This is a genomic window from Nocardia sp. NBC_00508 (assembly GCF_036346875.1).
Classification (GTDB): Bacteria; Actinomycetota; Actinomycetes; order Mycobacteriales; family Mycobacteriaceae; genus Nocardia.
Genome location: NZ_CP107852.1, coordinates 6,728,303 through 6,751,106 on the forward strand (window position 1 = coordinate 6,728,303; position 22,804 = coordinate 6,751,106).

The window sequence follows — 22,804 nt, forward strand, 5'->3', positions numbered from 1 at the left end:
CTTGCTCATACACCGTCAACACAACTCGCGTGCCGATCCGATGAATGCTTGTACTCGCGCGTTCGTATTAGCCGCCCGCCAGATCAGTCCCCACTCGACCGGTTCGGCGTTGCGGAAAGGAATGTACGATATTTGAGGCCAAGGGTAGTACGTCGCTACGCTCGCGCCGACTGCGAGGACGCCCCGCCCAGCACCAACGAGCACCAGGAGCCCCTGGAATGTCGCAGCCGAAGGACCATAACCGATCGGCTGTTCGGCCGCGCATGGTGCGTGCTCGTCGCAGAGGGATTTCGCCAAGAATTCCGGCGGGCGCAGCACAGTGACTCCAGCCAACTCTTCGATCGAAACAGAGTTCTGGCGAGCGAGGGGATGTGACGACGATACAGCCAGCAAGCGAGGCTCGGAGATGAGCGTATGTCCGGCCATAATGCTTTGTTCCTGGATGGGCAGTGCTGAGCATGCGACGTCCACTTCGTTTTCGCAAAGCCAGTGCATTATCTCCCGGAGTTGCGCTTCCCGGAGCTGGACGGCGCAATCAGGGTTCTTCTCACAAAACAGCTCTGCGGCCGCAGCGAGCAATGTTCCGCCGACAACGTTGTCGAACGCGACTCGCAATGTTCCCGTCACACCTCTACCGGCTTCGACAGCCCGTTGGAAAGCCGCGATAGTCTGCGTCCACGCGGGGCGAAGGTCCTGCTCGAGTTGTCGCCCGATGGTAGTTAGTTCTACTCGCCGGCTTGTGCGAGCAAACAGCTCGGCACCGACGATCCGCTCAAGTTTTCTAATCGTCTGACTAACCCGCGTCGGGGTCACTCGTATCCGCTCTGCTGTCCGACCGAAATGTAGCTCCTCGGCAAGTGTCAGAAAGGCTTCCACCTGATGCCGCTCCAGCATCCCCGCACTCTCTCCTTCCCTCGCGGCTCTCCGGGCCCCGCCAGGCGAACCCGGCACCTTCGGGTTCTGGTCTCACCCAGGTCGGCTCGGTCGAATCGCAGCACATGAGGGCGCTCGCATGCCTAGCCCGGGGATCACTGCCTTCCGGATTTGCCGCCCTGCGCCATCGGACCGGTTCGCGCAAAGCGGCCAACTCCCGCAGACAATCTCTGCCGCCGTTGTAAGCACAACGTCTCGAAAGGTCAGTCTCAGAAGTGAGCGAGCTGGTGACCGTAAGCCGACAGAATGCCGTCGCGGGGCCCGGTGCGTGGCCTTATAGAAGTATCCGCAGTGGCCAGCATGAATTCGTTGCCGCTTTAACAAAAGCGTGACCGAATCCGGCCGGATCAATACTCCCCGCCGCGGCGCCTGATGTCCTCGACTCGCCCTGGCCATCTTGTCCACGAAGCGACTGGCTATACCTGAGAAACTCGCCAGCTTCCCGCGACACGAGATGTGTCGTAGGAGGCCGGACGAGCCCGGCATGAACGCCTATGCGGCGCCCTGCTCGTCTTCCTCTTCGAACCAGTAGGTCAGGGTGTAGATGGACAGCGGACCGCCGGGGCCCTCGATCGCGACGGTGAATTCGCCTTCGCCGCGCAGCCCGGTGAGTTCCCCGGTGCCAGAGCCTGCCACCACCGTCCAACGGCCGTGTGCCATGTTGTGGCGGTCGTGATAGCCGGCGTCGGTGATGACGAACGACCCCTGACGCCCGCCCACTGTGCCGACAATCCGCTCGATTCCGGTGAAAGTGGAGGTTCCGTCTTTGCGGACGACGCTGACGTGCGAGGCGGTGCCGGTGCCGGTCACACCCCCGGAGAACTGTTCGGTCATGCCGTATCGCACCAGGGACACCCCGGACTCGTCGGCGGGGTCGACCTCGGTCTGTTGAAAGGTGTCGATCAAGACGATGTTGACCCCGCTCACCTGCGCCCGATTGGCGTAGCCGCGCGGCAATGCGGTAGCTGCCTCGATTCCCCGGAACGTGTGCTCTGGTGGCTGTGTGAAGCCGAGGGACTCATCCGTGGGCATTGTCGCGATCGCGTGGTGTTCGGACATTGTTTTCCTCTTTCTATTTCTTGTGCTGCCGAAGATCGGTCAGCGCCGATCGCCGACGGTCTGATGGGCGAAGGAACGGATGAGTTCAGCGGTGGCCGATGGTTCCTCGACGTGTGGCAGGTGCCCTCCGGGAAGTCCACGCAGTGTGGTACCGGCCTGGTCGGCCACCCAGTGCGAGGTCCGGTGCAGTAGATCGCCTTCGGATTCGACGGCGGCGGCCGCGAGCACCGGCACCTGCGTGGTTTTCAGCCGCTGGGCCAACGTCGCGGCGTCAGGCATCGATGTGGCGAATCCGGGAAGTTCGATGGAGAAGAATGCATCGGCGTTGTCGAACATTCGCTGACGCCGCTGCGGGGAGAGCCGGTCGAAGGTGGCGCCCAGTTCCTGGCGGCCCCATTGTTCGAGCGCCCCGGCGGGACCCCCTTGCCGGATCGCCTCCTGGGTCCCCTCGGCCAGCTGCTGCAGCACTTCCTCCGCGTTGTCCAGCACAGGGAACAGTGGCGGCTCGTGCACGATGAGCCCGCGCAGCAGCTCCGGTCGGCGGCACAGCAGATCCAGCGCGATCACGGCGCCGACGCTGGACGACCAGACCAACGCGGGCGCCAGGCTGAGAGTCTCGATCAGCCTGGCGAGGTCGTCGGCCTGCTGCGCGATGCTGGTGGTCCGATCTTCGGGTGCGGGGCTGCGGGAGTTGCCCCGGCGGTCGTAGCTGACCACGGTGAATTCGTCAGACAGCAGCTCAGCGATCTCCGCATAGAAGCCCCCATCGACCGTCCCTCCGTGCACCAGCACGATCGAGGGTCCTGTGCCGCGTCGTTCATGGTAGAGCGCCACATCCCCCAGTTCGACCAGCCCTACGGCGTCGGTTGTGTCCATCTGCGCGTTCCCTTCGGCATCCGTTCCAAGTGGCGTCCCATGGACGCATTTGCCTAAAATAGTAGAACGCGCCTCAGTGTCACTTGTCAAGATTGGGCGCATATACGGCAGGCTGCAACGGGTAACCCGCCAGGCGGCGGGCCCGTGCGCCATCGAGTTGGGGAGTGAATCCATGACATTGCGGCAACTCAAGAAGGAAGTGACCCGCTCGGCCATCGAGAGCACGGGCCTCGAGCTGTTCTTGAAGCACGGCTTCGACGAGGTCAGGGTGGAGGACATCTGCAAAGCGGTGCTCGTTCACCGCCGCACCTTCTTCCGGTACTTCGCGTCGAAGGAAGACGTGGTGCTGTCCCCCTTTCGGCGCGACCTCGCCGAGGCCGGCGAGTATCTGGCAACCCGCCCCGCCGAGGAGTCGATTCAGGATGCACTGCACGCGCTTTGTGAGAGGGTGGCCGCGCGATACGACAACGACAACGACCGTGAGAGCACTCTGGCCAGGCTGAGACTCATTGAAAGCGTCGAATCACTCACCTCGGCCTATCTCAAGGCTCTGGTGGATTTCGAGTACCTGCTGCGCGGTTTCATCGCAGCCAAGCTCGCCGAGCGCGACGGCAATCGCGTATGGCTGATAGGCGCGGCGGCGGTCGCGGCCTTCCGGGTAGCGCTGGAAACCTGGCGAGACACCGGCGGCGAGGAGTCGCTGCAACCCGTGATCGTGCGAAACCTCGACGTTGTGATCGCTGGCTGCGTCTGATCCGGTGCTACGCACCCCTGCCGCACAGTGTTCGCCATCACGGCCCCACGCTGGGCGCGGCCGACACCACAAGCAGACGTCGAACGAGGCCGAGTACCGGCTCAGAGGATCCATCGATCCCCCCGCGCGCCCACCGATCGCGGCAGGCACGGCTACCTCTCGCCCGGCGGGGTGCCCGGCGGCGCCTCGCAACTGGGCCGCGGCCGTCGAACGGAATCTGCGCCTCCGGAGACTGTCGGGCCGCCGACTGCAGCCACGACGGATGGCGTTGGGGCGGCCGCGTGCAGGGAAACTTCATGGTCATGAAGAAACATGTCGTTGATGCGCCACCCGTCCGCCCGGCAGCATTAATACCGTTATCGTTCGCCGCTGGCAGTGGATTCTTGTAAGACTGAGATACGGAACGAGAGGGTAAGATTTGCCGACGAATAGACATGTTCAATGACATGTGCTTGACGACTTCAGACTTCATTGGCCATTGATTTTCCCATTTCCAGTAGGTTTGATACTCTCGCTGGCGACTTCGCCCAGGAAGAATAAGCGGCGCGGAGGTATTGGTGAGTAAATTTAGTCTGCCATCGGCCGAGAGCGGATTTCCTGATCGACGGAGCCCTTCTCGCCCTAATGCTAGATGCATGCAGCAGCAACGACGCAGATCCCACGGCAAATTCGATCCGGCGTTATTTGAACCAAATTGGATCTTCACAACCGCTGCGCTGTGCGGTCGAGATTGTAGGCACGCCCGCGCTACACCGTGGCCCCCGTGCCCTCAGCGCGATTTCATCCCAGTAGCTCGAATGCGCGGAAGACTACCCTCGACCCGGCTCTATTGGATCCGAGTTCGGCGTTCTCATGGAGATAGCAATTTCAATGCACCTGCACCCCGACCGTAGCGAACTGGCGATTCTTACCACTCGCGCTACTTTCAATACCGCCGCCGCCGAGGCTGCTGATGAACTGTCGATCGATTCATTGTCACCCGCAGAAGCAGCGGCGGTGGAAATACTGCGCTGCCTGGACGCCGATTTCGAAACTCAGGCTGACACCGCGGTAGAGGGAAAACAGGGCGTGGGCGGGCTGGCGAGGGCGTTGCAACGGCGGGCCGTCGAGCATGTACGCGGACAGTCGAGCGCCTAGTGGTACAAATCCCGGACTGCTTCCCCGAGTGGCTGGTGGAGTTGGTGCTCGGGCACTTTCCGGACGGAGATCCGGAATCGGAGCGCCAGGCCGCCGACGCCTGGTCGGATTCGGCGAATCGGCTTGTGGAAGTGGTGGAACGGCTCGAAGCGGCGCGGGAGCGACTGGCGCAGGCGGTCGAGGGCGAAACCGGTAACGCGATACAGAAGCAGCACCGGCAACTGATTGCCGATACGCGGGCACAGATCGACTACAACAACTGCAGGGCCCGGCAGTTGTACGACAACGCAAATGCCGTCGAGTACCAGCAGTACATGATCATCGGCATCGCGGGAGTGATCCTCGCGCAAATAATCATCGACATGGCGATGCCTCCTCCCGGCAGCATCGCTGCCGCGATTGTTCATCGAGCCGAGGGCAGGGCGACGATGCAACTCGCGCAGCGCGAGTTCCTGCTGGCGATGCTCGCACGGATGGCGCGGTTCAGTCTCGAGCGCCCCGGGGTGGTGCTGGCCACCAAAGGCGTGTTCTTCGGTGCGGCGATCGGTGGCGGCGTCCCCTATGTCGCGCAGCGGGTTCAGATCGCGCAGGGCCACCGAGAGACGGTGGATTGGGAGCAGGTGCGCTTGGGAGCGGCGGCCGGTGCTGTCGGCGGGTTCGTGGGTGTTCAGGTTGCTCGTGTCGTAGCGCCTGCGTTGATGCGGGTGGGCGGACGCGTGCTGGGTACGGTGGCGACGGGCGGCGTGGGTGGTGTCTCCGGTGGTGTGGCGGGTGGCCTGACCGCGTGGAGTCTGACCGGTGGTGAATTGCGGGGTCAGGATTTTGCCACCATGGTATGGACCGGGTTCGGTTCCGGTCTCGCCAGTTCCGTGGGGGCCGGGGTGCGCGCGGCGCGAGCTGCCGCCTACACCGGGACGCCGGTCGCCAACCGAGCGACCCTGGATACCGGGATACCTGTCGACAGCACTCCATCGCAGGGAAAGACCTCCGAACCCGTATCCGGAGATGGTCAGGCACCATACGTATCGCCTGAAATGGCGGAGGTCAACACGTTCGGCCGCGACCTCGAAGGAGTGCTCCGCCGCAACATCCCGGCAGGACCGCATCCTGACGCCGACTTCAGCAACAGCCGGCCCCGTGTACCCGGTCGGCTGCGGCCGACGAGCATCGAGGAACTCGGGAGCATGGCCGATGCCGAGCACTTGGAGATGCTGAAGGGCCTCGATCAGGGAGGCGGAACTGCTTCACCTAGGAAAGGCCCAGACCAGGAACCGGGTTCGCCGTACTCGCAGTCACACTCCTCGTCACCGAACTGGCCGTCCTCGTTGCCAGCCGACAGCGGCTGGTGGAGGGCCTGGGACATCACGCAAATGCACAGCACGATCACGACCGCGGACCCACCCCAACACGGTGTGGGCGGGCCGATGTCGGCCAGCAATCGGGTCGAACCCGGCGGCACACAGCTGCGCCTGGAGCGGACGGGCACCGACGTGATCACAGACGCGCCGATCACACCACCGGATCCCTTTGGACACACCGCTGAAATCCTCGTCTTCAAGGACGGCAGCAGTACCTACATCGGCCCTCCCGGAGAGACACGGTTGCTGCTGAAGCCAGAGCAAGCGGCGATCGATACGCCACAGCACCCGGTTGCCTCACCTGCACCTGGCGACACTGTCGAACCGCTCGCAGCGCCCCACAAGCGACGCCTCCTCGTCGACCTCGATTTCGACGCGGAATCGGCGCCAAGTCCGGATCAACCGGAAACAGGTAATCAACCCGCTGCACAACAAGCCACCGACACCACACCACCGGCGTCATCCCGCATCGGCACTAACAGCCCACCGACTCCATCGAAGCAAGGTCCTGACAGCACACCTCCCGCGGCGCCTCCGCGGCCCGCCCCCGAGCCGAACTCTGCCCAGCAAACCAACCCACTCCCGGTATCCGACGCCACGAACACCGCAACACGCGCCGGGACCGACACGAAAACCCCCGCCGCACACACAACCTCGCCGAAACCAGAGTCCGTACCATCGGCGTCGACACATCCGGCACCGGAAGCGAACAACCTTTTCGCGCAAGGGCACCCACCTTCGACGCCGGATACCCCGCCGTCTGCAACTCACGCCGCGATCGACACCAACGACCCTGCTGCGCACACGAGGCCACCCGAACATCCCCACGACCCCTCCGCACGCGCCGCATCGGGCTGTACACCCGAGACGAATAACCCTGGCGCACAAGCACACCCACTAAACGCCCTCGCGTACACCGCGCCAGCAACACTGCCGGGCCACACTCCGGGTCCCGACCACCCTGCCGCCCACGCGACCCCGACCCCGACATCCCCGGCAACCAACACCACCGCAAACCCACCAACTACCACCCCACCGCACCCGATCGCCGCAACCGCCCAACCCGGCAACGACGACGAACCCCCCGCCGAACCCGAGGAGTTCCCGGCCACACCGGGCACGATCGTGCCCGACACACCCCGAACCATCGTGCCCGACCCCCGGGAACACAACGTATGGGAAAACCCGGCCGAGCGAGCCGAGCATTGGAAGCGCCCGCCGGGCGATTACGTCACCATCCCCGGCGTCTCCTACCCCCTGGAGGACGAACCACCCGCCAACGCCATACCCGTAATACCGCGCGTACCCTCCGCAACCCCGACCCGCCTGCCCGCCGATTCACCTGCCTTCACTCCCAGCTCCCAGGACCCCGACGACAATCGCGCGAACCTCCCCGGCTCCGCTCAGCCACGCCCCCCGGAGGTCCCCGAACCACTGCCAGGCCGACACCCGGCCGCGCCCGCAACCCACCTCGACGCCAACCCCGAGCGACCAGACCCCACACCCGTCCTGCCCAGCGGGTACGCCCTCGAACCAAACCCCGAAACCCCCGGCTCACCGGAAAAACCGATGGCTCCCCAAGGGAATCCGGACAGCCTCGAATACAACCCCCGCGACACCGGCGTTCCCGTCATGGGTGAACTGCCACGCGCGCAACGTGCCACGCCCAAGGCCCCGGTACAAGGAAACCGCCTGATCTTCAAAGCCCAGGCAGCAATGGGCGGCGAATCCGACGACAAACGCAAAAAGAAACCCAAAACTCCCCGCGAACAACTCCCGCCCCCACCACCCGAACCACCACAGCCGACGCCCGAACCGCCAGCGCTGGCACCGGAACCGGCCCCGCGGCCGAAGCCTGGCAAGCGCAGCCAGCCATCCGCACCACTGGTCCGCGAAGAGTTCGTGGTGCGCAGGGCCGGCGAAGCGATCGGCGCCGTCGGTGACGAAGGCGAGCGAATCGCCGCCGTTCGCGATACCCGGCAATTCGTACGGTCGCTTCCCATCAGCGACGACGAGATCGAAACCGCGAACCTGCTAGTCTCGGAGACGGTGGCCAATGCGCTGCGGTGGACCGAAGGCAAGGTCGCGGTCACCGTCACGGCAACGGATACCGACGACACGCGCAAGATCCGTTTCACGGTCACCGACGAGAGCCGAGTCGTCCCGGAGCGAACCGGGATGCCGGACTGGGATGCCGAGCGCGGCCGGGGCGGTGAGTTGGTCGCGCTGATGTCGCACGCCTATGGAACCACCGTGCACGAGTATGGCAAATCCACCTGGTTCGAACTGCACACACCACACGGTGGGGGCCCAGATTTTAGTGATGCGGATGCCACGCCGGACGGTGGACGCCCCGGCGCCCCGGGTGCCGAGGCCGAGAGCCCAGCCGGAGAAGACCAGTCGCTCAGCGAGCAAACGCCAAAGGTAAACAACGCCACCCGAGCAATCGCCGCCGATCAACTCGGCAATGCCGGAGACGGTCAACCACCGGCCAACAACTCACCGGAGGGCGAGCACGCCATTGATGAGGCCGGTAACGCGATGCGGCAGGCCGCGGAAGCGGTGCTGGCGGACTACCACGCCCGGTCGGGACCCGATATCCCCGAAGCCGAACGGCTGACCAGTGTCCCGCACACCACCCTCTCCGACCTGCTGCGCAACGACGACCCCGCCGGAGAGACTCTGCCGGACGGTATCCGATGGTCGGAATTCGGCCTCGACTTGGACGAGGCCGACGACGCGCCACGCGCACTCCCCGAGTCGTCAGCCACGGCGTCTTCTCGCCGACCCACACCGGGTACGCCTGATAGCCAGCCCGTGCCGACGGTAGGGCATCCGGACGAACCGGTCAGACCTGCGGTTCAGCCGAAGGCCGCGCCGAAGCAGTATCCGGGTACACCGGATGACGCTCTGGATGTTCCCCCAGGAAGCGTAGCCCGGGGTGACGGTGGTCAAATGGTATTGGCCCGTTATACGAAGGGGTTGCCGATAGAAGGGCCCTTGGCCTTTCACACGCCGCCCGGCGGGTCCGAGCCTGAGCCGCCGCCCAACACCCAAAATCCCATGACTGACGGTCTGGGCCGCTTCCGCAAGAAGCCCGAAGCCTCCGCCGACACTCCTCAGGAGTTGGCGCGGGCCGCCCGCGACGGCGATACCGCCGCGTTCGCCCGTTTGCGCGACCACTATCACGACGCGGTTCGGCGACTCGTGTCGTCGATAACGCAGGACAGCTCGCTGGCCGCCCGACTCACCGACGAGACGTTTTCATATGCGGGTCGCCGAATGGACAGAATTTCGGTGGACGCACCCGGTCCATGGTTCGACGCCATCGCCGTTGCACGCACCAATCAGTATCTCCAGTTCTCTCGGCTCCGGACTCGGCTTGCCTCGGAATACGGTGACCTCGACGGCGTCTCCGCCTCCGACCCCGGCATCCGCCTCATCACGGAAGCCACCCGATCGCAGTTGTGGGAGGCCATGCAGCAGCCGGAGCCTGCCCAAATTCGCTGCTTGGAACTGCGTTTCTACAAAGACCGTCGGACCGGCGAGGTTGCGACCGAGCTGGGCATTCCAATTGACGAGGTCAACGCCCTTGCGGCAGCGGGCTTGCGCGCTGCTGCCCGTCACCTGAACCCCCAGCCCGACGTCGGCAGCGATCCGCCGCCCGACGGTGCTCACACCGCTCCGCACACCGGTTCCGCTCCGCCCACGACCGACACGGAGGCGGCGGAGAGTGCGCGGGTGGACGCCGAGCGACAAGCAGCCATTGCCGAGGTAGCCGGTGAGGTTGGTGTCAGTCACGAAATCGTCGAGATGGTGTTGCAGGGTCGGTCCGCGGTTGCCGAAGAGGCCGTCACACGCGTGAGGGAAGGGGCCGCTCGGCTCGGGTACCGGGATCAGGTCACCAAACCGGACGTGGCCCGTGCCGCTGGTATCAGTCTGACGACAGTCGACAAAGTGCTGGGCAACGGGCGCGGCAGGGTGGACGAGAACATCAGACAGTGGGTTCTCACCGTGGCCGCAGAGATCGGCTACACCGGCAGGATCACACGTGCCGCAGTGGCCCGTGAAGCGGGCGTAGGCGTGTCAACCGTCGAGAAGGTCTTGCGAAACGGACCGGTACTGACCTCGGAGGCCGCTCGTGTCGTACGCGAAGCTGCCTACCGTCATGGGCTTCTGCAGCCGCCCTCGAACCGCGTCTTGCCACCTACCGGGCCGGTGTCCGAGGCCGGCGCGGCGGATGTGGCAGCGCGGGTGGGAGTGTCCACTTCGAAGGTCTATAGGGTGCTCCGAGGGGAGAGCGGCCGTGATCCCGAAACCGCTGCCCGCGTGCTGGAAACAACCGACGAGATCGGATTCCGGCCTCAGTCGCCTGGTGCGCCTGCCCTGCGGGTGGTGACCCATTCTGCGCTGCAAAGCGCCATTGAGGAGCTACCACCGGAGGTGGCCGACTACGTCAGAATCCGGTATCTGGAGGGGGATTCACCAGAGAACATTGCGACCGCGCTCGGCTCCGATGTGGATGCCGACCTGCTGCACAGGTCGGCCCTCGCCTATCTTGGCGCCCATTTTTCCGCTGCATTCGCGGGCGATGTCGCTGTGCAGCGGTTTGCCACTGCGGTTGGAGCCGACGTGGAGGTGAACGGCGCGGTGCGGCAGGCAACCACCGCGGATGTGGCTTGGCTGGCCGGAACGAACACGGATATGGCTGCGCGCGCACTCGCGGGTGATGAGGTCCCCCATGCGTTAGCCGCCCGAGTGCGGGAGGCGGTCCGGCGGCTCGGACTGCGACCCGCTGCCTCGTCTCCGGAATCCGAGTCGAACGTGGCCACCGGGCTGGTGTTTGAGCGAGAAGCCGACGCCGGTGTCGGTCATCCCGGGGTCGACATCTTGGAGAACCCGGCCGCACGGCCGAAGTCGGGAGACCGGCCACAGCACGCCACCGTGGCTGACGTCGCGCAAGAAGCCGGGGTTAACGTCGCGACGGCTCACTGGGTGCTGCTCGGCGGAGCCGTCGATGAACCGCACATACCGCGGCAAGTGCTCGACGCGGCCGAGAGCGTCGGGTATTCGCACCGACCCCAACCAAACGGCCAACCGAACGACAAGGACGAGCATCAGCCGGTGATGCTGCCGGACGTGGCGCAGTGGGCCGGTGTAACGGACACTCAGGTCTACGCCGTGCTGGGCGGGCAGATCGTCGATCCGGCTGTCGCCCGGCGAGTGTGGGAAGCGGTCCGAGAGCTCTTTCCCCAGCGCGAATCCGACACGCCTGGCCACGCAAACGTGATAGCGATACCACGCGCTGTGCTGGAGCACGCGATCGGAGAACTCCCGGAAAGATTGACGGCCTATGCGACACTGCGCTACCTGGAGGGATACTCCCCCGCACAGGCCACAGCCGCGCTGGGTCTTCGGGCAGAAGACTCCCAACGACTCGGAGAGGCGGCGGTTCGTCGGTTGGCCGAGCACCTGCGCACCGCATTTGGTGAGGACCTGCCAGAAGACGGCAGGCTGCGGCGCGCGCGCGTGGAGGATATAGCACAGGCGGTCGGTGTCAACCGTGCCACGGTCTACCGCGTACTCCGAGGCAAAGAGGTGATCGACCCGGATGCCGCCCGGCGAGTGTGGGATGCGGTGGCGCGACTCGGATTCCGGCCGCTGCGCGGGTCTACTGACCCGGTGCCGGACCATCCCGGTGCGCTCACTGGGCTGATATTCGCGTCGAACACCTTCGACCGTCGTTTGCCCGACTCGGCGGACCAGCATGAGCCCGAGCAGCACGTGACCACCGCCGACGAGATCCCGACCCTGTCGGCCCCCCTTGAGCAGCCGAAACGGGCAGGGGGCGGCTGGCAGCCCCCAAGCGGAGTGGAGCCCTTTCACGACGTGGATCGGGCAGAAGCGCTCGATCTCCCCGAGCGGAGGCAGATCGCGCAGCGTAGGCCCCGCAACCTCGATGTGTGGTTCGCCGCCGATCCGGACATTCCGCCAGGAGCGGGTGCGCACGCCTTCGGGCCTCAGAAGCCACCGGGTGACAACACCTCCGCGGAACAATCGGCAGCCGAGGCAGAACGAGTAGATCCGTTGGCGGCGGTCGACACCGGACTGCCGGTATCGGCGAAGCCGAACGACGCCCAGGCGTGGTACAAGCCGCGGTGGTGGAAGAAATCGGCGTCCGGAGGGGTATCCCGCCACGACGACGTTGCCGAGCAGATCCGGTCGCACCACGAGGCCTTGGTCGCCGAACAGAAGGCGGCGGAGAGGGCTCTGATCGAGCAGTTCGATCTGCTCTGGGTGCCGGGAGAATTGTCGCCTGCGTTGCGGTCCATGGGCGAGTACCAGGCCGGGCTGGAGCGTTACGTCGAATCCTGGCGCGACACTCCTGCCCCTGAATACGTCGTCGCTGAGCGGACCATGGTGTTGCGGGACGCGGTGCTGCGCTATCACGAGGCGGGTCGTGCCGTGGCCGCCGCCGGACAGCTGCTGGACACACCGCTTGCATCGGAGTGGACCGAGCGGCACACGCAACTGATGAGTCTGGTCGAGGCAGCGACGAACCGGGTCGCGGCCGCGTCCAATTTGCGCACGGTCGTGGAGATGGTGGAGGCAGCACGGGATTCGGGGCGCCGACCGAATCTGAGCATTCCGAATCTCTCCGTGCCCGCCCATCGGGTGGAGACATCGCCGTATTCGGAGACTCTGGCAGCGCTTCGCTCTGCTGACTACGAAAACAGCCTGAAAAATTACGAGCCGTGGCCCACGCTTGATAATGCGAAGACCGTGAAGCGGCACGAGCGGCAGTATCGAGCCTTGCAGACGGCGGTGTCGCGCTATCAGGCGGCGAATACCGAATTCCATCACCGTGAATCGCAGATCGACGGGTTCACGCAACTCGACGCAGTCGATGGCGGTGGGGTCCGCGGAGACGAGCAACAGCCAGAACCCGGGGACATACAGGACTCGAGCACCGTGCCCCATCAGCTGCCCCCGGCCCGCGAGGCGTCCGAGGGCGGGCAGGTGCCGGGTAGCCCCACGCCGAGAGACAGAGCCGCATCGAATGAGATAACAATCGGCCGAGAGGAATGGGAACTAGGCCACCTGGAAATCAGAAGTCTGCTGCCAGGGCATTGGCCCAACGCGCCCCACCAGCCCCTCGCCGTTCGGTTGATCTCTGCATTGTTGGACGATGCGTTTCGTCACAGCCGCAGCGCGCGAATAAAGATCTCGGTGCATTACGCCGATTTGCACTGCACCGTCACCGCCCAAGGCCGTACGTTGCCCACACCGGATGTGCCGGGGCCGCAAGACTCCTGGGTCCCAGAGTTGGAGCGAGTGGCCTGGTCGTGGGGCTTCGCGTTGCGCCGGAAGCCGCCGGGTCGGGAAGTCAGCTTCGTTCTCGAGCAGGACGACTACCTTCCCACACAAAAGCCGGACTGGTGGGCTGGTGTCCACATCAATGCCTCCAGTGAGCGCGGGCCGCTCGATCTGAGGACCGGTGTGCGGATCAGGCGGGATCAGCGGCAGTTGGTCGCGGAGGTTCGGCAGGCCATCGTTCAGCTCACGGGCGCGGGGCGGAGTCAGTCCTTGTTCCCGGAGCTTGCGTTCTCGGCGTTGGTCGACAACGTGTTCCGGCATACCGATTCGGATGCGTGGGTGAGCGCGACGATGATCGATCGGGGCATGGTGCGGGTCGAGGTCACCGACAACAGCCAACGTCTGCCGGCGCTGGACCCGGCACGGACGGTGAGCCGAGGCATCACCATGGTGGACGACACCGCCGATGGATGGGGTGTCGAACTGCATGACCGGGGCAAGACGGTGTGGTTCGAGTACAACGTCGACCGCACCGTGGCAAATCCGGATTCCGATGCTCGGGCCGACAGTGTGGCACGTGCACTGGACGATTCCGGTGACTGGCTCGACGAGGACGTATTGCGCAGCGGTACGGCTGTCGAAGTCGCGGCGTGGTTGTCGCGCACGTGGCAGGCGGAGCTGGTCGGCTTCGACGACAGGCCGGAGGCGTCCCGGAATGTGGCTCGCGGACTGAACCACATGGTTACCGAATATCCACGGTTCGTCGTACAGAATGGTGCCGTCGTCACGGTCGGCAAAGTCTCTGGTGGCAATGGCGTCGATGTCGCGGCGCATCGCAACGATCATGGGCAGGTTTTCATCGAGTCGATAACCGTCGACCCGCGGCTGATCGGAACACCGTCCGAACCTGGCGGCCAGAAACTCTATGCGTCGGTTGTCGGCGCGATCGGTGGTGTTCTCGTCGACGTTGGTGTCGGCGTGCAGCGGCATCGCGGATTCCAGTACGGCACTGGTGTCGCCGTGGTGCGGGAGCGTGGATTCCAGTATCTCTTCGACCACTACATAAGGTCTCGGTCTGAGCGGGGAGTCGATGACGAGACCGCGTTCGAGGAGTGGGTGCGCGGCCAGCTCGGCGAGTCTGTCATCAAGCCCCGCAGCCCGATTCACCTCGGACGACGTGCTTTGTCGAAACGCTTCGATATGCAGCGGGCCGCTCGGGCGGCGACAGCCGACGTGGTGGTCAACGGGTGGGACAACGCCTCGGACGCGGCGCGGACGTTGTATCGGCTGCTGTTCGCGCAACTGCGCAGCGACCCGGAGTCGCTGGATCTCCCCGATACTGCCGTGCCGGAGTTCGACCGGTACGGCTGGATGCGCAGGGGCCGCGATTACGACAATGTGCCAGATCTTGCCGCGGCGTTCACGGCCGAACGCGGCATCCCGGTGATAGGGGCCGATATTCAGGGTAGCGAGATGTACAAGGTCCGGGGCTTCTTCGATGGGCTCCGCGCCATGGGTGACTTTTTCCCCGGTGTCGAAATCCACGCGGCAGGTTTTCGCCAGATGGACATTTCGGTAATGGCAACGCCGGACGAGAACTCCATCGACGGTGCGAATGAGATAATCTTTAACCAAACGTATCTCATGGAGAAGTATCCCACCGACTATGTCAATGGATTCAGGTTCAAGCCTCGTGAATCGTTCGACGAGGCCGGTTACCGCTTCGCATTGATCATGGTAGCCGACGCCGGTAGCGCGATTTTGGATGATGTATTTCCCGCGTTGCTCACCCGATGGCACCAAGGAAGAGCCGAAGGGCGCTATGGCTACGAAAAATACTTCGGAGAATGGCTGAGGGCGCAGTTCAAGACACACAGTCGCCACGCTCGCTACCGAGATGATCACTGGTCGCCCTTCCGAGATCTGCACTTGGACGAGAGAGCAGCTCTGGCAGAGTCAGTCATCGCCGTGGTACTCAAATCGGGGGATCCCGTCGACGGAGAGCGACCGAAGCCCACCGACGGGCAGCGAGTGCTTTATTCGCTGCTGATGAAGCATTTGACCCCCCAATGGAACAGAGCGCGCCATCCCCACGGACCGGACTCCATAGTTGATCAGCCGACGCAGAAGACGGCACAGACATCAGAAGTGCCGACGACGAACAGTCATGTGCGGAGCAACCGAACCTCCTTGCAGCAGGGCACGGCGGCCGACCAGAATGGTCGCAAACATCGCGCACCTCGACGGCCCGCGGCCCCGCCTGGGGCCGTGGGCGTCCCCGAAGACCCCTTCGGCGACCGCGACAGAGCGTGGAACCACGGCCGCCCGGACCCGAGACAGGTACACAAGCTCGCAGAAGTCGACGCGGTTGGCGGTGGCTGGTCCCGCCGTAAACAGCCCAAACCGGGTGACACACCCAACACCGATGCGGTGCCGGATGATCCCGTGGACGAAAACGCATGGGCACTCAGCAGGCCGGGGCGGGATCAGCCCGAGCGGCTGGACGAGGTCCGCCGCGAGCTGGCGGATGCCGAGGCGCGGTGCAAGCACGCGCGGGCGCAGCGCGACGACATGGCCGATCTGTGCGAGGTCGATCCAGCCGATTTGGAGCAGTTGACGCGCGAACTTACCTACTTGCGTGAGGAACTGGGGGTTCCAGCCGATGCGAGCCCCGAGGATGTGACCGCGAGGCTGGAGACGGTGATCTTCGAGAAGAGCAGCACACCGATCAAAGACCGGTCACTGGATGATGCCCGGCTACTCCTGCTCGCCGAGGAGCGGTATCCGCAGCTGAACACCGTGGTCGAACAGACCGAACTGTTCCATTTGTGGGATGGGCACGCCCAACGCCTTGCAGACGTCGTACGCGCGTACTCGCTACGGGAGCAGGCGCGGGACTTGCTCGACAACATGGCCGAGGGTCCGGAGGAACTCTTGGCCGGACTGAAGCCGGATTCCCCGCTGGAACAGTTGGCACGCAAACGTGACGAAATCCGCGAGGAACTAGGAATTCCGGCCGATATGGAGGCCGACGAGCTGTCCACGAGGCTAGAGGAGATTATCGCCGATGCGAGCCGGCCCGCGGATGCCGAGCGGGCCGATTCGTTGCTTGAGCTCAACACCCTGGTCCAGTACGTCACTGCGTTCCATGAGCTGAATACAGAGGCCCAGCGGCTCGACAAGCTGGCCCATGACCACCTCGACGGTGACCGGGACGCCCAGCCGGGCCCAGCCGTCGCCGAAGACGACGCTCCCGGTACCGAAGGACACCGTTACGGATACCTCCGGACCGTTTCCCCCCAACGGTTCAACGCGTCTTCCGACGACGAATTCAAACACTGGGCTGCCGCTTCTGAATTGTCTGCCAGTGCACTGGTTTTCGAGACCGTGAAAGCGGCGAAGGCGTTCGCCCGCAACTACTGGAACCCGCTCGTCGCGAGCTTCGACGAAAGAACATTACGGGCATTGCGGTGGGCGAAGGATCGGGCTTCCGGCCCCTTCGGATACGCGGCGATCAATGCCTACGATCCCACATCGGTGCCAGCCGGCCATGCCGACCACGACCGAGTGCGGCGTGTCGGTAAGGCCATGCGGCTCATGCCCCTTCCCCGAGACATGATCGTCATGATCCCGCTCAACCTGGATGCCGTCGACTACGCCAACCCCGAATCCCTGCCTGGGGCACGGCTACCGATTGCCAAATACCTCTCCGCCGAGCTCGGCACCATCCCGTCGGACAGACTGGACGACAGCGACATCGGTTTCCTATTGGCCCGAAAGGGCACTCCGGCTCTGTTGATGGAACCGATCACCGCCACGTTCGAAGTCCTCATCCTAGGGTCATCCTGCACACTGACCCAGGCCTACATCAGAGCCGATGACCGGAGGTACGTCTACGGCTACCTCCAACCTCCTCCCGGCAGAGGTGGCGGGAAACACAAGCCGCCCTCAGGAGGAGGTCCGGCGACAGCACTCAATCAGAATGTTCGCGAATCGCCGGTCGAGACACGGCAATTGGAACCGGGCACACAGTCGGACAGGCGGTCTGAGCACATTCCGGACGGATCGACATTGCGCTCCACCCGCACGGCAGGGACCGTTCCGGATGATGAATCGACCATAAAGCGTGGTCTTACGACACCATGGTTCCGCAAGCCGACGCCCCCGCGCGCGGTCCCACCCTCTACCAGCGGCATCGTGGAGAACCCGTGGGACGACCGCTTGCACCTGAAACCGGCGCGGGTGGATGAACTCGCCCTATTCAACGCGGACGGTAGTGATTTGTCCTCTAGTGGGAGTTCGGAGCAAAATAGGACTACATCCGCTCCTGTTGACTTGCCCGCAGAGTCACCTACTGCTGGGCCCGGCACAACAACGCCGGGCCGGCCTGCCGTCACCGGTGTGCCCATCCCGGCTGCCTTGAACTATGTCGCCGACGAGACCCGCCGACTGGTGAAGGCGGCACTAGGGAGCTGGTCGGAGGACGCAGCTGCGAATACAGCGTCCGAGGCTGCCGGTCAGCTTTTGGATCACTACGTCAACCTTCGCGCTCGGGGACTGGACGGCACCACGATCGACGGCCCGTCGATCGGAATCATCCTCGACCACGTCTGGGGCGACACAGAGGTCTCCACCAGCGACCGACGTATCCTCTTCGAAATACCGGAAGCCGGTGCGGGCCCACCGATCATTCGCAAGGCCGCACGCGAGGGGCAACCACTGCAGCAGCTCGCACCCATCCACGGCAGCGACCAGCTGAGGCTCCGTGATGCCGCCACCGTGCACGGTGATCCCGAACTCCACGCAGAAATGCGTGGAGTGAACATCAAGCCCGGCATGCACACCGGTTTGGCCGCGGGCCTGGGCCGCGCCGCCGCACACATTTTGATGGAAAATTTTTGGCCCGACGAGATCAAAACCACGGTGAACACGATCGTCGAGGAAATGATCCTGCACGGGATCGAGCCGGGCGCGCGTGCAACGCTGCTACTCACACTCGTCATGGTCCACAACGGCAACGAACAAGCCGAAATTCTCCGCATCGGCCTCCGAGTCTGGGGCACCGGTGAACCACCAACGCCGCCGATCAACACGCTCCATAAACCGGACCTGGCCAGATACGGATTGCGCGCCATGGACACCGGAACAGCGACGAACTCGGACAGCTACGACATCTGGGCAGTCCTCGAACTCGACACAGCAATAGCCGCCGCCAGCACGGAGGGCGGACCACAACAACCCGCCACCAACACCACCGGCCGCCGACTGACACCATGGAGCGCCAGCCGCACGCCGGGGCGCGGCTGGCGTCCGCCCGCAACGGAGATCGCCTTCCACGCGGCCGATCGGAACGGACCCGAGGCCGGGGCATTCGGAAACCGTGGACCTCGGCCGGATGAGGTTGTCCGCCGCCGCGACGGGCTGGAATGGGCCCAAGGAGATGCCGCGGACTCGAACAAGCCGAAAGCAACTTCCGGCGCGCCGGCGCCGGCCGCGCCGGGAAAGCGATCCGAAGACCGAACCGCTACCGGCAAAGTAACCGGCCCGGGCGAGGCGCCGGACGGGCAACTGCGGCAGTTGCTGCAACGACATGTCGCGCAAGGTCATCCGGAGCAGGCAACCGACCTCGTCCAGCGGCACATCGGTAACACGGTGTTCGGATGGGTGTTGGCTCGGGTGGGCGAACAGCAGACGGCGCGAGAGATCACCGACCAGGCATGCTCGAGGCTAGTGGATAGCCTTACCCGGCTGGGCGATCGAAGCATCGAGCAAGCGATCACTGTCATCACCCGAACCCTGATGGCCGAACACCGCGTGTTCGACGAGTTCCGGAAACGTATCCGAGACGCCTATATCGCCGGTGTTGGTGTCGAGGAGGTCGATCCGGTAGCACAGGCATTGGCCACGGTACCCAAATCAACGCTGCTCAAGCTCATCCAAGAGGCTCTACACCCCCGCCAGCAGCAGCGTATCCGCCAAATGTGGCCCACACACCGCGACCCGCAACCCCGGAGGTTCGTACCCAGCGAGAACGCAGGCGAGAACCTCGAGCTTTGGGCTGCGATCCGCAGACTGGCAACTGCGGTCGCGCCCGAACACGCCGCACGGCCGCAGACCACTCAAGCCGAGCTACCCCATCCGTCGCCTGCCCCAACACCCATTGAATCGGGCGAGCTACCCAATCTATCGCCCGCCGCAGACAGGCTCCGAGTTCCGCAGTCGCGGGAGGAGCAGTGGTTTGCGGAGTGGTGCCAGGCCCGGTTGATCGGGCAGCCGGGACAGCCGCGGATAGGGCTCGAGAAGTTTGTCCAAATGTTCAGGTTGACCGGCAGCCAGGTACAACTGTGGCTTGCCAAACTCGGCCTCGACAAGAACGATTCCCGCCTCGCACCGATCGGACACTTCCCCACACCCGACGCCAGCCCAACAACCTGGCTGCCGACCATACGAGGGTACCTCGGAGTCACATCCAGACGAATGGACGAACTGATCGATGCACCGCCCGGAACATGGAACCTCGCCGAACACGGGGAAACAGAGCTGGACCTCCCCCAGGTCCGCGCATTGCTCCGCCGCATCCCCGACGCCCGAGAAACCTACATCGACGCGGCCCGGCTGTATCCCGGACTGCTGACACCGGAGGGTGTTCCCGCATACCCCGAAGGATATCCCGGAATAGCCGGATATATTCGCTTCAGGCGCACACACAATAACCTTAGCCTGCAAGAGATTGCCAACCTTTTCGGCAAGCCGAAGTCGACGATCTACAGATGGGAAAACGAAATCCGTCAGCCCACGACAGAAAACGTAACAGCCTTCAACAAAGCGCTACCCTCTCGTTATGTCGTAACGCCCGATGAGCTGGCCGAGAACTTCACCCACCTACGCAGAGAGTCGCTGATATTTCCGTCACTGCGCGCTACCGAATCATTCGGCGATTACTCACGGCACCTCCGGCACGTGAACAATCTTACGACAGGTGACGCGGCCCGAATCTTCGACGTCGACATTTCCACAATAATTGACCAGGAAGCAGGAAGGAGTAGGCCGAGCGATGAAACCGACATGTTGAATATCTGGGATCGTGTTCTGCACCTCGCGGGTCCGTGGAACGACCTGGCCGACGCGTGGGGGTACAGCTACCGGATGAATCCCAACGGAGAAACCATTCCTGGCTCGGCCGACTTCGCAGGAGAGTACGACTGGTGGCATGCGGTACGATGCTATTTTCGGATGACTCAGTCGATGTTCGGCCGCCGGCTCGGAATATCACAGCCGTCGGTTGACGATATCGAGAAGGGTCGCAGGTCTGGCCTGGCCGTCCTGGGAAGGCTTCGAGATGCCTTCGACCTCGCCGAGCCCGTGGCGTCGGCGGCGCGGCGCTTTCACCCCGCTACCTGGGCGAACAAGGAATCCAGCAAGGCCCGGGCCGAGGCGCAGCGCCTTCTCGCGGAGGGCAACGAGAACGAAACCACTACGGAGCCGGCAGTTCCTCGGTCTCCGGACGAGCAGCGGTTGGTGGAGTGGTGCCGGGCGCGGCTGGCCGATGAGTCGGGGCAACCCAAGCAAGGGTTCGCGGAGTACGTCGCGATGCATCAGCTGACCGACAGCCAAGTAGAACGGTGGCTTGCCAAGATCGGCCTCGATCGCAACGATCTCCGCCTCGCACCGATCGGACAGTTCCCCGAACGCGGCGAAGACAAACCAGCATGGCTGACGGCCCTACGCCGCTACCTGGCAGTCACATCGAGACGAATGGACGACCTGACCCACGCACGACCCGGAACATGGGACGCCGCCGAACACGGCGAAATAGAACTGGACCTCATCCATCTGCGAGCACTACTACGCCGTCTCCGCCACGTCGGCGAGTTCTACACCACAGCAGCACGCCATTACCCCGAACTCCTGACACCAGACGGCAAGCCGAAATACCCCGAAGGCCACCCACTCTTCAACGAATACATTCGATTCAAACGCGAATCCAAGAACTTGAGCAGAAAGGAACTCGCCAACTCGGTCGGAAAGTCCGATAGCACGGTAAGTCATTGGGAGAACGGGATATACCAACCCCGAAGAACAGAAGTCGATGCTCTCTCCGAGATCCTTTTCGATGAAGTGACGCGCGATGAAGTTGCCGAGAATTTCGACCTGGCCAGGGAATCATTGATATTCCCTTCGTTTTCCGTCGCTGAATCGTTGGAAGAATACACAGAGTACTTCCGCAAAGTAAACAGCCTGTCGTTGACGAGTGTGGCGAAAATACTCGGAGTCAATTATGAGCACACTCTTTACCGCCGAAGAGGGGGGGTCCACCAACCAAGTCTCGAAATACACGTACTGAAGGTCTACGATAGAATTCTGCACCGCGCGGGTCCCTGGAACAATCTCGCCGAGGCATGGGGACACAGATACCGGATGAATCCATTCGGGGAAGCCATTCCCAACTCGGCCGACTACGAACAAGATCGAGAGCCTGACTGGTGGCGCGACATACGATTCTATCTTCGGCTGTCCCAGCAGCAGTTCGCCCGCCGACTCGGCGTAAGGGAGGATAGTGTTTTCGCGGTCGAGGCAGGCCACCTTTCTGGTCTATCCTTCCTGCGGCGGCTTCGGGACGAATTCGACCTGACCATCCCCGTCGCGATGGCAGCACGGCGCTTTCACCTCGGCACCACTCGCCAGTCGAAAAAATCCGATGATAGAAGGGCCGAGGCGCTCCGTCTCATCGCGGACGGCAACCCGAACTGAGCGTCGGCTTGACCGCAGCAGGTGTCAACGCCGCCGCCACCTGAGCCAGTGCAATCGAGCGCACACCAAGCGCGCCGGTCCGCCTCAGGAAATGGTGTTGCCGAAGGGATCGTGTCTTCTGCGGTGTAGTGTTTGTCATGGCAGGAGGCGGCGGGAAAAGGGTTCATCCCCGCCGCCACGACAATGACCTGCGCGGCCAGGTGCTGGCGCCGCGCCTCGGCGGCGAACACCTCCGCAACATGCGCATCGGGCCGGTAATGCTGAATGGGCAGGCCCTCGATGCCGAATTCCACTGCCATGTGGCGCTTCGCGGGTTGCGACCGCTCGATGGGTGACACCAGCTCGCAGCGTGTCACGGTCCCATCCGACGCACTTCGGTATCGCTCCACGATGTCTCCGGTGCCGGGTCGACCAGTTGCGTCACATTGCCGGCGACTGGTTCATCGGGGTGGTCGCATGTTTCTAAAGACCTCCACGGTCAGCGTCGTGGGCCGTGGCGGATGGATCACCCGCCCCTTGTTGATCAACGAAGCCCTCGGCATCCTCCGTGAGGGCAGCCTCTACGCAGCATGGTCCGGCAACGGAAGCGTGGGAAGCGACCTGGATCGGCTCTTCGCGA

At 63.9% G+C, this 22,804-nt stretch carries 7 protein-coding genes; 4 read left to right on the top strand and 3 right to left on the bottom strand.

The annotated features are described in order from the left end of the window. Positions 1-15 precede the first annotated feature (15 nt). The 3 genes from OHA40_RS30245 to OHA40_RS30255 all read right to left on the bottom strand — a co-directional run bounded on the left by OHA40_RS30245 (position 16) and on the right by OHA40_RS30255 (position 2,868). Positions 16-894, bottom strand: a complete 879-nt coding sequence (locus OHA40_RS30245) for a LysR family transcriptional regulator (RefSeq protein WP_330230236.1) — start codon at positions 892-894, stop codon at positions 16-18. Between the two features lie 531 nt (positions 895-1,425). After that, entirely contained in the window at positions 1,426-1,992 is a 567-nt protein-coding gene (locus tag OHA40_RS30250) for a DUF3224 domain-containing protein (RefSeq protein ID WP_330230237.1), read from the bottom strand. Between the two features lie 39 nt (positions 1,993-2,031). Continuing rightward, positions 2,032-2,868, bottom strand: coding sequence for an alpha/beta fold hydrolase (locus tag OHA40_RS30255; RefSeq protein WP_330230238.1), 837 nt, complete (start codon positions 2,866-2,868; stop codon positions 2,032-2,034). 172 nt (positions 2,869-3,040) lie between these two features. Here OHA40_RS30255 and OHA40_RS30260 point away from each other — a divergent pair, with 172 nt between their 5' ends. The 4 genes from OHA40_RS30260 to OHA40_RS30275 all read left to right on the top strand — a co-directional run bounded on the left by OHA40_RS30260 (position 3,041) and on the right by OHA40_RS30275 (position 22,520). Continuing rightward, on the top strand, positions 3,041-3,622 hold the full coding sequence (locus OHA40_RS30260) for a TetR family transcriptional regulator (RefSeq protein WP_330230239.1): 582 nt from the start codon (positions 3,041-3,043) through the stop codon (positions 3,620-3,622). Between the two features lie 852 nt (positions 3,623-4,474). Beyond that, entirely contained in the window at positions 4,475-4,759 is a 285-nt protein-coding gene (locus OHA40_RS30265; RefSeq protein WP_330230240.1) for a hypothetical protein, read from the top strand. Positions 4,760-4,794: 35 nt separating this feature from the next. Further along, on the top strand, positions 4,795-22,185 hold the full coding sequence (locus tag OHA40_RS30270; RefSeq protein ID WP_330230241.1) for a helix-turn-helix domain-containing protein: 17,391 nt from the start codon (positions 4,795-4,797) through the stop codon (positions 22,183-22,185). Between the two features lie 137 nt (positions 22,186-22,322). Continuing rightward, positions 22,323-22,520, top strand: coding sequence for a hypothetical protein (locus tag OHA40_RS30275; protein ID WP_330230242.1), 198 nt, complete (start codon positions 22,323-22,325; stop codon positions 22,518-22,520). The last annotated feature ends 284 nt before the right edge of the window (positions 22,521-22,804 follow it).

Coding starts and splice junctions, on each gene's coding strand:
- OHA40_RS30265 (WP_330230240.1), top strand. CDS start 4,475: ATGGAGATAGCAATTTCAATGCACCTGCACCCCGACCGTAGCGAACTG.
- OHA40_RS30260 (WP_330230239.1), top strand. CDS start 3,041: ATGACATTGCGGCAACTCAAGAAGGAAGTGACCCGCTCGGCCATCGAG.
- OHA40_RS30250 (WP_330230237.1), bottom strand. CDS start 1,992: ATGTCCGAACACCACGCGATCGCGACAATGCCCACGGATGAGTCCCTC.
- OHA40_RS30275 (WP_330230242.1), top strand. CDS start 22,323: ATGGCAGGAGGCGGCGGGAAAAGGGTTCATCCCCGCCGCCACGACAAT.
- OHA40_RS30245 (WP_330230236.1), bottom strand. CDS start 894: ATGCTGGAGCGGCATCAGGTGGAAGCCTTTCTGACACTTGCCGAGGAG.
- OHA40_RS30255 (WP_330230238.1), bottom strand. CDS start 2,868: ATGGACACAACCGACGCCGTAGGGCTGGTCGAACTGGGGGATGTGGCG.